13 protein-coding genes and 1 other RNA gene are annotated in these 12,282 nt (G+C 60.3%); 9 read left to right on the plus strand and 5 right to left on the minus strand.

Features of this window, described 5'->3' with window-relative positions; translation table 11 throughout:
* The first annotated feature begins 77 nt into the window (after window positions 1-77).
* A complete protein-coding gene (locus PMI27_RS31900; RefSeq protein WP_008150359.1) occupies window positions 78-230 on the plus strand; it encodes a hypothetical protein in 153 nt (50 codons plus the stop codon).
* A 43-nt stretch (window positions 231-273) separates the two neighbouring features.
* Here PMI27_RS31900 and PMI27_RS12605 read toward each other — a convergent pair whose 3' ends face one another.
* The 4 genes from PMI27_RS12605 to PMI27_RS12595 all read right to left on the minus strand — a co-directional run bounded on the left by PMI27_RS12605 (window position 274) and on the right by PMI27_RS12595 (window position 1,707).
* The gene (locus PMI27_RS12605; protein WP_008150363.1) at window positions 274-888 is read right to left on the minus strand and encodes a 5-formyltetrahydrofolate cyclo-ligase; all 615 of its coding nucleotides are present in this window, start codon (window positions 886-888) and stop codon (window positions 274-276) included.
* Between the two features lie 86 nt (window positions 889-974).
* Window positions 975-1,153, minus strand: a non-coding RNA gene (ssrS, locus tag PMI27_RS30550) — 6S RNA.
* Window positions 1,154-1,183: 30 nt separating this feature from the next.
* Window positions 1,184-1,501 carry a cell division protein ZapA gene (locus PMI27_RS12600; protein WP_007942435.1) on the minus strand — a complete coding sequence of 106 codons (318 nt, stop codon included), beginning with the start codon at window positions 1,499-1,501 and terminating at the stop codon, window positions 1,184-1,186.
* Entirely contained in the window at window positions 1,498-1,707 is a 210-nt protein-coding gene (locus PMI27_RS12595) for a TIGR02449 family protein (RefSeq protein WP_007982902.1), read from the minus strand. Before PMI27_RS12595 ends, PMI27_RS12600 begins: the two co-directional genes overlap by 4 nt.
* A gap of 127 nt (window positions 1,708-1,834) precedes the next feature.
* Here PMI27_RS12595 and PMI27_RS12590 point away from each other — a divergent pair, with 127 nt between their 5' ends.
* From PMI27_RS12590 to gcvH, 8 genes are all read left to right on the plus strand, one after another.
* Window positions 1,835-2,395 carry a YecA/YgfB family protein gene (locus tag PMI27_RS12590; RefSeq protein WP_008150369.1) on the plus strand — a complete coding sequence of 187 codons (561 nt, stop codon included), beginning with the start codon at window positions 1,835-1,837 and terminating at the stop codon, window positions 2,393-2,395.
* 27 nt (window positions 2,396-2,422) lie between these two features.
* Entirely contained in the window at window positions 2,423-3,757 is a 1,335-nt protein-coding gene (pepP, locus tag PMI27_RS12585; protein WP_008150372.1) for a Xaa-Pro aminopeptidase, read from the plus strand.
* Window positions 3,754-4,941, plus strand: coding sequence for a 2-octaprenyl-6-methoxyphenyl hydroxylase (gene ubiH / locus PMI27_RS12580; protein WP_008150378.1), 1,188 nt, complete (start codon window positions 3,754-3,756; stop codon window positions 4,939-4,941). Before pepP ends, ubiH begins: the two co-directional genes overlap by 4 nt.
* Before the next feature lie 115 nt (window positions 4,942-5,056).
* Window positions 5,057-6,274: a 2-octaprenyl-3-methyl-6-methoxy-1,4-benzoquinol hydroxylase gene (locus PMI27_RS12575; RefSeq protein ID WP_166675837.1), complete on the plus strand. Its 1,218-nt coding sequence runs from the start codon at window positions 5,057-5,059 to the stop codon at window positions 6,272-6,274.
* A gap of 262 nt (window positions 6,275-6,536) precedes the next feature.
* Complete coding sequence (locus PMI27_RS12570; RefSeq protein WP_008150382.1) at window positions 6,537-7,541, plus strand: extracellular solute-binding protein; 1,005 nt, start codon at window positions 6,537-6,539, stop codon at window positions 7,539-7,541.
* Window positions 7,542-7,754: 213 nt separating this feature from the next.
* Complete coding sequence (locus PMI27_RS12565; protein ID WP_008150385.1) at window positions 7,755-9,371, plus strand: ABC transporter permease; 1,617 nt, start codon at window positions 7,755-7,757, stop codon at window positions 9,369-9,371.
* 156 nt (window positions 9,372-9,527) lie between these two features.
* Window positions 9,528-10,610: a glycine cleavage system aminomethyltransferase GcvT gene (gene gcvT / locus PMI27_RS12560; protein ID WP_008150387.1), complete on the plus strand. Its 1,083-nt coding sequence runs from the start codon at window positions 9,528-9,530 to the stop codon at window positions 10,608-10,610.
* Between the two features lie 50 nt (window positions 10,611-10,660).
* On the plus strand, window positions 10,661-11,044 hold the full coding sequence (gcvH, locus tag PMI27_RS12555) for a glycine cleavage system protein GcvH (RefSeq protein WP_008150389.1): 384 nt from the start codon (window positions 10,661-10,663) through the stop codon (window positions 11,042-11,044).
* A gap of 86 nt (window positions 11,045-11,130) precedes the next feature.
* Here the strand turns inward: gcvH and PMI27_RS12550 are convergent, their stop codons facing one another.
* Complete coding sequence (locus PMI27_RS12550) at window positions 11,131-12,270, minus strand: DegT/DnrJ/EryC1/StrS family aminotransferase (RefSeq protein WP_008150392.1); 1,140 nt, start codon at window positions 12,268-12,270, stop codon at window positions 11,131-11,133.
* Window positions 12,271-12,282: the final 12 nt, after the last annotated feature.

Genomic DNA, 12,282 nt, shown 5'->3' on the forward strand with positions numbered 1-12,282 from the left:
TGACGCTGCTGCACGGCCTACACCTACAACGGAAACCGCTGCTGTCATCGTGTTGATGTGCCTTTGGGGGGCAATCGATGAAACGCAAACCGGATTTACTATGGATTTTGGTTATTTTGTTTGGCCTCGGCGTCGTGACCACCGGCTATGCCCAAAGCCTGTGGAGCAACAAGACCGACGCTCCGATCGAAATCGCGCAGCAACAAAAGCCGTCGGCCTTCAAACGCTGAAATTGTCCTCCGGACGCCGCACCCGTAGGAGCAAGCTTTGCTCCTACAGTGCGAAGCCGGCGAAATACCGCGCCTTGTCTGTCACCGTTCCCTGTAACGGCACATCCCAGCTCGCTTGAGCCAATCGTTCGACCTTCTGACATTCATGGGCCAGCCCCAATAGCGTCGGCTTGCGCCAGTTTTTACGTCGTGCCAGGTACGCCAGGCTTCGATCGTAGAAACCACCGCCCATGCCCAGGCGTCCGCCGACATCGTCAAACCCCACCAACGGCAGCAACACCAGATCCAGCGCCCAGACTTTGCGTTGCCGGGCGAGGTTGTGCATGGGTTCGAGAATACGAAACCGGTTGGGTTTCAGCTTCTCGCCGGGGCGAATTCGCTGGAACACCATTTTGGTTCGTGGCCAGGCGCTGAGCACCGGCAGATAAGTCGCCTTGCCCCGACGTTGAGCGGCACGCAGCAAAACACGCGGGTCGATTTCACCGTCGGTGGGCAGATACAGGGAGATATGTTTTGCGCGGCGAAACAGCGGTTGCTGGGCCAATTGCTTGTACAGCCCGCGAGCGGCCTGGCGTTGCTGACTGGGAGTCAGTGCGCGGCGGGCCTTGCGCAGCATGCGTCGAAGTTGCGGGCGAGGCAGCAGCGCAGGTTCGGTCATGGATTCGGGCTTCAGAAGGACAAGTACATAAAGCGTACCCGTAAAAAAGCCGATGCCGGTATTTAAACCGGCATCGGACTGGAATCAGGCTCCCCGGATGTACCGCTGTCGACTTAGCCCTTGAACCCGAAAGTTCAAGGTGGAAGATGCAGTAGGCTTTAAGGCTTTCCGTCTAGCGGACATGCACACCAGCCCAACGTGCAACCTCCAGGGTATAGCAAATCGGCTCAGGGACATCGCCAACTGGCAAGCACCCCAGGGAGTGATGCGAGTATACCCCAAGCGGTTTCGCGTTTCAGCCCTTGGTGACGTCCGGATCGGTTGCGAGCACCAGATCGACGCGATCCAGCAGGTCGCGAACCTGCTCACGGGTTGAACCGCTGGCCTGTACATCCGGGCGTTCTTCCTTGTGCAGGAGATCGTGCGTGATGTTCAGGGCAGCCATTACGGCGATGCGATCGGCGCCGATGACTTTGCCGCTGCTGCGGATTTCGCGCATCTTGCCGTCCAGGTAACGGGCGGCGCTCACCAGGTTGCTGCGCTCTTCCTGCGGGCAGATGATCGAATACTCTTTATCGAGGATCTGCACGGTAACGCTATTGCTTGAACTCATGAGTCTTGCTCCAGGGCCTTGAGGCGCGAAATCATTGATTCGACCTTACGCCGGGCGATTTCGTTCTTTTCAATGAGGTGAGCGCGTTCCTCGCGCCAGGTCTTTTCCTGAGCTAATAGGAGTCCGTTTTGACTCTTTAGTTGCTCGACGCGGGTAATTAGCAGTTCGAGTCTGGCCATCAGCGCTTGCAGGTCGGTGTCTTCCATTGTGTCCACTGAAAATGTGTCAGATGGGTGATAGCTGGCGGACAGCCTTTAATAGTCTTGGCGAGTCTGTCGATGTAGGATACAGGCCTTCATTCTAGACATAGCGCCGTCTGGCGCCTAGCTGCCCATGCCCATTCAGAATTCCCCGTACCAAGCCTTCGCCAAACTGCTGACTTCCAGCGGTCATAACGTCTCGCCTGCCGAACTGCATGGCCTGTTGCTCGGCCGCAGTTGCGCCGGTGCCGGTTTCGATGCCGAAGGCTGGTTGATTGATGCCGCCGAGCTGCTCGAAAGCGAACCGCAGGATAATGTCCGCAACGCCTTGATCGGCTTGCAGGAGATGGTCAAGGGCGAGCTCACTGGCGACGACGTGACCGTCGTTCTGCTGCTGCCGACCGATGACGAGCCACTGGCTGACCGTGCCGCCGCACTGGGCCAATGGTGCCAGGGTTTCCTCAGCGGTTTCGGCCTGAACTGCCGTGACAGCAGCATGCTGAGCACCGAGGCCACCGAAGTGCTTCAGGACCTGGCGGCTATTTCGCAGGTGCAAGACGCCCTGGAAGAGTCCGACGACGGCGAAAGCGATTACATGGAAGTGATGGAGTACCTGCGCGTCGCGCCGCTGCTGCTGTTCACCGAAAACAAAAAGCCGGACGCGCCGGCTGCCGCCAAACCGTCGTTGCATTAATCGCGTGTCAGGGAAAGCCATCTGCCCATGATTCATATCCCGAAATCGGAATACAGCCGTCGCCGCAAGGCCCTGATGGCGCAGATGGAACCCAACAGCATCGCCATCCTGCCCGCCGCCGCCGTTGCGATCCGCAACCGCGACGTCGAGCACGTCTACCGTCAGGACAGCGACTTCCAGTACCTCAGCGGTTTTCCCGAGCCTCAGGCGGTCATCGTTTTGATGCCTGGGCGTCTGCATGGCGAATACATACTGTTCTGCCGTGAACGCAATGCCGAACGGGAGTTGTGGGACGGCCTGCGCGCCGGGCAGGAAGGCGCGATTCGCGACTTTGGCGCCGACGACGCCTTCCCCATCACCGACATCGACGACATCTTGCCGGGCCTGATCGAAGGTCGCGACCGGGTGTATTCGGCCATGGGCAGCAACCCGGAATTCGACCGGCACCTGATGGACTGGATCAACGTGATCCGCTCTAAAGCGCACCTCGGCGCCCAGCCGCCGAACGAATTCGTTGCCCTGGATCATCTGCTTCACGACATGCGCCTGTATAAATCGGCGGCAGAAGTGAAGGTGATGCGCGAAGCCGCACGGATTTCCGCACAGGCACACATCCGCGCGATGCAGGCCAGTCGTGTGGGGCTGCATGAGTTCAGCCTCGAAGCCGAACTCGACTACGAATTCCGCAAGGGCGGGGCGAAAATGCCGGCCTACGGTTCGATCGTCGCCGCTGGGCGCAACAGCTGCATCCTGCATTACCAGCAGAATGACGCGGTGCTCAAGGACGGCGATCTGGTGTTGATCGATGCCGGTTGCGAGATCGACTGCTACGCCAGCGACATCACCCGCACCTGGCCGGTCAACGGCAAGTATTCAGCGGAACAGAAGGCAATTTACGAGTTGGTGCTGGCGTCGCAAGAAGCTGCGTTTGCGGAAATCGCCCCGGACAAACACTGGAATCAGGCCCACGAAGCTACAGTCCGGGTAATTACTGCCGGGTTGGTGAAGTTGGGCCTGTTGCAGGGCGACGTCGACGAGTTGATCGCCAGCGAAGCCTATAAAGCCTTTTACATGCACCGCGCCGGCCACTGGCTGGGCATGGATGTGCATGACGTTGGCGAATACAAGGTCGGCGGCGAATGGCGTGTATTGGAAGTCGGCATGGCGCTGACCGTGGAACCGGGCATCTATATTGCCCCGGGCAACCAGAACGTAGCGAAGAAATGGCGCGGCATTGGCGTGCGCATCGAGGACGACGTAGTGGTCACCAAAAGCGGCTGTGAAATCCTGACCAAAGGCGTACCGAAAACGGTCGCCGAGATCGAGGCCTTGATGGCCGCCGCGCGGACACAAGCGGCATGAGTCGAGTCAATCTGGCAATCATCGGTGGTGGTCTGGTCGGCGCCAGCCTGGCGTTGGCGTTGCAGGCCGGGGCCAAGGCTCGTGGCTGGAAGATCGTGCTGATCGAGCCGTTTGCCCCCGGCGACACCTACCAACCGAGCTACGACGCCCGTTCCTCGGCGTTGTCCTACGGTGCCAAGCAGATTTATCAACGCCTGGGTGTGTGGCAGGAAATCTCCCGCCGCGCCGAGCCGATCAAACAGATCCATGTCTCCGACCGTGGACGCTTCTCCACCGCGCGATTGTCGGCGATGGAAGAGGGCGTTCCGGCGCTGGGTTATGTGGTGGAAAACGCCTGGCTCGGCCAATGCCTCTGGCAGGGGCTGGACAAGGACGTGATCAGCTGGCGGTGCCCGGCGGAAGTCACGCGCATGGAGCCGCTGATCGATGGCTATCGCCTGACCCTCAACGACGAAACCACTTTGGAATGCGAACTTGCGGTGCTGGCTGATGGCGGCCGTTCCGGCCTGCGCGAGCAACTGGGGATCGGCATCAAAAAGCGCCCGTATAACCAGAGCGCGTTGATTGCCAACATCACACCGAGTGAAGCGCACAACGGCATGGCCTTCGAGCGTTTCACCGATGACGGGCCGATGGCCTTGTTGCCGTTGCCGGAAAACCGCTGCGCACTGGTCTGGACCCGATTGGGGATGGACGCGCAACGGCTGGCGGCCCTCGATGAAAAGAGCTTCCTCAGCGAGTTGCAGGGCGTGTTCGGTTATCGCCTCGGCACTTTGAAGCAGGTTGGCGCGCGGCATTTGTACCCGCTGACATTGATCGAGGCCGAAGAGCAGGTGCGTCCGCATCTGGCGATTCTCGGCAATGCTGCCCACAGCCTGCACCCGATTGCCGGGCAAGGTTTCAACCTGTCCTTGCGTGATGCTCAAGCGCTGGCCGATGCATTGCTGGCCAGCGAAACATCTCCCGGCGACTTTGCGACCTTGCAGGCCTACCGCGAGCGTCAGCGTCTGGATCAGAACCTGACCGTGGGTTTCTCCGATCAGGTCACCCGTTTGTTCGGCAGCACTCAACCATTGGTTTCCCTGGGCCGCAACATCGGTCTGCTCGGGCTGGACCTGTTGCCGCCGGCCAAACGCTGGTTCGCGCGGCAGGCCATGGGTTTGGGTACGCGTCCCGATGCTTAAGTGGCTGGCCAACACGTTCGGCAGCTTCTACCCGCCGTACCTCGGCGCCGGCACTTTGGTTAAATCCTTTTATAGGCGGCTCAAGCCGCAAGCGAGACAGGCTTAAAGCATGGAAATGCGCGCAGATCTGCTGATTGTCGGGGCCGGAATGGTCGGCAGCGCCCTGGCGCTGGCGTTGCAGGACAGCGGGCTGGAAGTCCTGCTGCTGGACGGCAGCCCCATGAGCGTCAAACCCTTCGATGCTCAGGCTTCGTTCGAGCCGCGAGTCAGCGCTTTATCGACTGCCAGCCAGCGGATTCTTGATCGTCTGGGCGTCTGGGACGGTATCGCCAAGCGGCGCAGCAGCCCCTACACCGACATGCAGGTTTGGGACGGCAGCGGCACCGGGCAAATCCATTTTTCGGCGGCCAGTGTGCATGCCGACGTGCTGGGGCATATCGTCGAGAACCGCGTGGTTCAGGACGCCTTGCTCGACCGCTTGCACGACTGCGATCTCGGCATGTTGGCCAACGCGCGCCTGGAGCAAATGCGTCGTTCCGGCGATGACTGGCTGCTGACCCTGGCCGATGGCCGCACCTTGCGCGCACCTTTGGTGATCGCAGCGGATGGCGCCAATTCCGCCGTTCGGCGTCTGACCGGCATGGCGACGCGCGAGTGGGACTACCTGCACCACGCGATTGTCACCAGCGTGCGCAGCGCCAAACCTCATCAACTGACTGCGTGGCAGCGCTTCACCGACAACGGTCCGCTGGCGTTTTTGCCGCTGGAGCGTGACGGTCAGCAGGATTGGTGTTCAATCGTCTGGTCGACCACCCCGAGCGAAGCCGAACACCTGATGGCGCTGGATGACGAGGGTTTCTGCAAAGAGCTGGAACGGGCCTTCGAAGGCCGACTCGGCAAGGTGCTCAGCGCCGACCCGCGTCTGTGCGTACCGCTGCGCCAGCGTCATGCCAAGCGTTATGTGGCTGAAGGTTTGGCGTTGATCGGTGATGCGGCGCACACCATTCACCCCTTGGCCGGGCAGGGCGTGAACCTTGGTTTTCTCGATGCCGCCGTGCTGGCCGAAGTGCTGTTGCAAGCGGCCACGCGTGGCGAACGTCTGGCGGATGTGAAAGTGCTCAGCCGTTACGAACGTCGGCGCATGCCCCACAACCTGGCGTTGATGGCGGCGATGGAAGGCTTCGAGCGCCTGTTCCAGGCTGATCCGTTGCCGATTCGCTGGTTGCGCAATGCCGGGTTGAAGATGGTCGACCAGATGCCCGAAGCCAAGGCGCTGTTCGTGCGTGAAGCGCTGGGGTTGACCGGGGATCTGCCGGCACTCGCCAAGGCCTGAAGTGGGCATGGCCCTGTGGCGAGGGGGCTTGTCGGATCGCCGCACCGCCCCGTTCGAGCGCGAAGCGGTCGCAAATCGGAATGCAGGGTTTGTCTGAAGATATGCCGGGGCTGCTTCGCAACCCAACGGGGGCAAGCCCCCTCGCCACATTGTTCATGCTTCTGTGCAACATCTGGTAACTCCTCCGCGAACTGTTCGATTGAGAAGCTAAATGTGAGTCCATATCATTTGGCTTCAATTTTTCAATCGAGAGATCGCTCCCATGTTGGTACCGAAGCGTCTACTGACCGCGTTCGCCCTGACCCTGATTGGCAGCACCGCTGCCCAGGCCGCTGACGAGGTGGTGGTTTACTCCTCGCGTATCGACGAGCTGATCAAGCCGGTCTTCGATGCCTACACCGCGAAAACCGGCGTGCAGGTGAAGTTCATCACCGACAAGGAAGCGCCGCTGATGCAGCGGATCAAGGCCGAGGGCGAGAACGCCACCGCGGACCTGCTGCTGACCGTCGATGCCGGCAACCTCTGGCAGGCCGAGCAAATGGGCATCCTGCAACCGTTCACCTCCAAGGTGATCGACGCCAACATCCCGCTGCAATACCGCTCATCCGCCCATGCCTGGACGGGCCTGAGCCTGCGGGCGAGGACCATCGCTTACTCCACCGATCGGGTGAAACCCGGTGAGTTGACCACCTACGAAGGTCTGGCCGACAAGAACTGGGAAGGCCGCCTGTGCCTGCGCACAGCGAAGAAGGTCTACAACCAGTCCCTGACCGCCACCATGATCGAAGTCCATGGCGCCGAAAAAACCGAGAAGATTCTCAAGGGCTGGGTGAGTAACCTGTCCACCGATGTGTTCTCGGATGACATCGCGGTGCTGGAGGCCATCAACGCGGGTCAATGCGACGTCGGCATCGTCAACACGTACTACTACGGTCGCCTGCACAAGCAGAAGCCTGATCTGGCGGTGAAGCTGTTCTGGCCGAACCAGGGTGATCGTGGCGTGCATGTGAACCTGTCGGGCATCGGCCTGACCAAACATGCTCCGCATCCGGAAGCGGCCAAGGCCTTGGTGGAATGGATGACCACACCGCAAGCACAGAAGATCTTTGCTGACGTGAACCAGGAATTCCCGGCCAACCCTGCGGTTCAGCCTTCTGCAGAAGTGGCGAGCTGGGGCAAGTTTGTGGCTGATACCTTGCCTGTGGAAATTGCGGGCAAGCGTCAGGCTGAAGCGATTCGCATGATGGATCGGGCTGGCTGGAACTGACTCCACTGTTATTGTGGCGAGCGGCTACCTGTGGCGAGGGGGTTTACCCCCGTTCGGCTGCGAAGCAGTCGTAAAATCTCCAGACGCGTTTTGTCTGGAGAAATGAGATCGCTGGTTTTAGGGCTGCTTCGCAGCCGAACGGGGGTAAACCCCCTCGCCACAGGTGGAGTGCCCGCAGCGCTGTGTCGCTCCCATATTTTCTAGAGAATCTCCTTGGCCCACCCCGCCCAACGCCGCTGGTATCCCCTGGTCTTCGCCATCGCTGCGCTGGTCCTGCTGCCACTTAGCGTTTTGCTATTGTCATGGCAAACCATCGATCATCAAATCTGGTCCCACCTCTGGGATACCCAGATGCCGCGCCTGCTGGGCAATACCCTGACCCTGGTACTCGGCGTCGGTATCGGCGTGACACTTTTGGGCGTGAGCCTGGCCTGGCTCACTAGTCTCTGCGAATTCCCTGGTCGGCGTTGGCTGGACTGGGCGCTGATGCTGCCTTTCGCCATTCCCGCCTATGTGCTGGCATTCGTCTTTGTCGGCCTGTTGGATTTTGCCGGCCCCGTGCAAACCCTGTTGCGCGAATGGTTCGGCTCGGGCTTGAGGTTGCCGCGCGTGCGCTCCACCGGCGGCGTGATTCTGGTCCTGGTGCTGGTCTTCTATCCCTACGTTTACCTGTTGGCGCGAACCGCGTTCCTGGCTCAGGGCAAAGGCTTGATGGAAGCGGCACGAGTCTTGGGGCAATCTCCGTGGCAAGCGTTCTGGCGAGTCGCGTTGCCCATGGCGCGCCCGGCCATCGGCGCTGGCGTGGCGCTGGCGTTGATGGAAACCCTGGCGGATTTCGGTGCGGTGTCGGTGTTCAACTTCGACACGTTCACGACCGCCATCTACAAAACCTGGTACGGATTTTTCAGCCTCTCCACCGCCGCGCAACTGGCCAGCCTGTTGCTGCTGGTGGTGATGGTCGTGCTGTACGGCGAGCGCCGTGCTCGCGGGGCCAACCGGGCGAGCAACGAACGACCACGGGTCAAGGCGCTGTATCACCTGCGCGGTTTCAAGGCGCTGGCGGCCATGAGTTGGTGCGGTCTGGTGTTCGCCTGCGCTTTCGTCATTCCAGTGCTTCAACTGGTGGTGTGGTTCTGGCAGCGCGGGCGCTTCGATCTGGATGAGCGTTACGCGGGGCTGATCGTCCATACGTTGTACCTGGGCGGCATGGCGGCGCTGATCACCGTCAGTGTTGCTTTAGTGCTGGCGTTTGCCCGGCGCCAGGCCCCGAACCGAGCGATCCGCACCGGCATCAGCCTCGCCAATCTCGGCTACGCCTTGCCAGGCTCGGTGCTGGCGGTGTCGATCATGCTGGCGTTCAGTTACCTGGACCGTGAACTGGTGATCCCGTTGTCAGGTTGGCTGGGGGGTGTCGGCAAACCATTGCTGCTGGGCAGCCTGTCGGCGTTGTTGCTGGCCTATCTGGTGCGTTTTATCGCGGTGGCTTATGGGCCGCTGGAAAGCAGTCTGGCGCGAATACGGCCATCTTTGCCCGAAGCGGCACGTAGCCTTGGCGTCAGTGGGCCACGACTGTTTTTCAAAGTGTATCTGCCGTTATTGCTGCCAGGAACGTTGAGCGCCGCGTTGCTGGTGTTCGTCGATGTGCTCAAGGAAATGCCCGCGACCCTTCTGATGCGCCCGTTTGGCTGGGACACGCTGGCGGTGCGGATCTTCGAAATGACCAGCGAAGGCGAGTGGGCGAGGGCCTCGTTGCCGGCACTGACCCTGGTTTTGGTCGGGCTGTTACCGGTCATCGGATTGATTCGACGTTCGGCGCATCGAAACGCCTAGGTGCCAGTCCTACACCTTGAGGCTACAATGCGCGGCATTCGGTGCGGTCCGTCCTACGGATCAGGTAGCTGAAATCGGCTGAAAGCCTTCTATTTCAAGGCTTTCACCCCGCACAGCACCGGCCCGCACCTTCGCCACGCCCGGAAGGAGAAACCCATGGGACTGCGCACGCCTCTGTATGACCTTCATCTCGCCCTCGGCGCGAAGATGGTCGATTTTGGCGGTTGGGATATGCCTTTGCATTACGGCTCGCAGGTCGAGGAGCACCATCAGGTGCGCCGCGATTGCGGGGTTTTCGATGTATCCCACATGACCGTGATCGATGTCAGCGGCCCTCAGGCCAAGACCTGGCTCCAGCATTTGCTGGCCAATGACGTCGAACGTCTGCACAGCCCTGGCCGTGCCTTGTACAGCACCATGCTCAACGAGCGCGGCGGCATCGTCGACGACATGATCGTCTACCGTCTCGAGGAAGGTTATCGGCTGGTGGTCAACGCCTCCACCCGCAATCAGGACCTCGCCTGGATGCAGGCTCACCTCGATGGTTTCAAGGTGCAGCTCAACGAGCGCTCCGAGTTGGCGATGCTGGCCATTCAAGGTCCTCAGGCCCGGCACAAAATCTCCGAACTGGTGACCCAGTCCCGCGGCAACCTGATTCAGATGCTCAAGCCCTTCGAAGGCCAGGCCGATGGTGACTGGTTTATCGCACGCACGGGTTACACCGGCGAAGATGGTCTGGAAATCGTTCTGCCAGCCAATCAGGCGCCAGGATTCTTCAACGATCTGGTGGGCGCGGGCATCTCGCCGATCGGCCTCGGGGCGCGCGATACGCTGCGGGTTGAAGCCGGTATGAACCTCTACGGTCAGGACATTCATCAAGACGTTTCACCGCTGGCCTCCAACATGGCCTGGAGCATTGCCTGGGAACCGGCCACTCGCCAGTTCATCGGTCGCAGTGCTCTTGAAGCCGAGCGGGCGGGTGGCGTGCAGCACAAACTGGTCGGTCTGGTCCTTGAGGAGCGTGGAGTTTTGCGTGCTCATCAAGTGGTCCGCATCGCCAATGTTGGCGAAGGGGAGATCACCAGTGGTAGTTTCTCTCCTACGCTTAGCAAGTCGATTGCACTGGCGCGCGTGCCGATGGCGACAGCCGACCGCGCAGAAGTGGAAATCCGTGGCAAGTGGTACCCGGTCCGAGTGGTCAAACCGACCTTCGTACGCCATGGCAAAACCTTGATCTAACCTTTTTTGGCGGGCAACGACCGCTGACAATTCTCTTGAGGACACAGAACATGAGCGATATTCCTGCCGACCTGCGTTTTGCCGAAAGTCACGAGTGGGCCCGTCTCGAAGCCGATGGCAGCGTTACCGTGGGCATCAGCGATCACGCTCAGGAAGCCTTGGGCGACGTGGTGTTCGTTGAGCTGACCGAAGTCGGAACAGTCTTCGCTGCCGGTGATCAATCCGGTGTGGTGGAGTCGGTTAAAGCCGCTTCGGACATCTACTCCCCGGTTGCCGGTGAAGTGATTGCGATCAACGAAGAACTGAGCGCCAACCCTGAGCTGCTCAACTCCGACCCGTACGGTGCCTGGATCTTCAAGCTCAAGCCAAGCAACGCGGCTGACCTGGACACGCTGCTGGACGCCGCCGGTTACAAGGCTGCCATCGGCGAATAACGTTGCTCTTGTAGGAGCATGGCTTGCCCGCGATGGCGTCCTCGAAAACACCATCGCGGGCAAGCCGTGCTCCTGCAAGGAACGATTCAAGGCTTTAGAACAGCCTTCACCGCTGCCACCGAACGCTCAACATCCGCTTTGCTCATGGCGGTGAACATCGGCAGTGAAACGATCAGGCGACCGACCCGCTCGGCGACCGGGAACATGCCCTCCTTGAACCCGCGTTCGCGGTAAAGACTCAGCAGGTGAATCGGCGGGTAGTGATAGCCGATACCAACCCCCAGTGCCTGCATCTGCTCCATGAAAGTAGCCCGTGCCGGTTGGCCATCCCTGCGCTCAGGCAGCACCAGCTGAAACAAATGCCAGTTGCTGTTCTCGAAATCCGCCGGGGGCAGTTGAGCCCCATACAACGCTTCGAAATCCTCGCCAAAACAAGCGAAATAGTGCCTGGCCAGTTCACGGCGATGGGCTGTGATTGCTTCGATGTGAGCAAATTGACCAAGGCCGATGGCCGCCGCAACGTCGGTCATGTTGAACTTGCCGCCCAGCACATCGACATCCAGACCATCGAAGCCGCTACGGGTGACGCCCTGTAAACGGTACTTTTGCGCCAGTTGCACTTCCTCGTCATTGTTCAATACCAGGCAACCGCCCTCTGACGAGGTGACGTTTTTGTTTGCCTGGAAACTGAAGGACACGAAATCGCCGGTCGAGCCAATGCGCTGGCCGTTCCAGCTCGAACCCAAGGCTTGCGCGGCGTCTTCGACAATCCGCAATCCGTGTTTTTTGGCGATCGCATACAACCGGCTCATGTCCACCGGCAAACCGGCGAGGTACACAGGAATGATCGCTTTGGTGCGCGGGGTGATTGCCGCTTCCAGCTGATCCAGGTCGATGTTGCGGGTGATCGGGTCAATGTCGGCAAACACCGGCGTAGCGCCGACTTCCAGAATGACGTTGGCGGTGGCCACCCAGGAAATCGGCGTGGTGATCACTTCATCGCCCGGCCCGATACCGGCAATGCGTAAGGCGATCTCCATGGTGCAGGTGCCGGAATTGAAGGTGCGCACCGGGCGCCCACCGAAATACTCCGAGAGTTGTTGTTCAAAGGCCTGAACCTTGGGGCCGCTGGTAATCCAGCCCGAGCGCAATACGTCACCCACAGCGGCAATCGTGTCTTCGTCGATGGTGGGTTTGGAGAATGGCAGGAAAGGCAGTTGGCTCATAAATACAGTCAC

The sequence above is a fragment of the Pseudomonas sp. GM41(2012) genome (assembly GCF_000282315.2).
Classification (GTDB): domain Bacteria; phylum Pseudomonadota; class Gammaproteobacteria; order Pseudomonadales; family Pseudomonadaceae; genus Aquipseudomonas.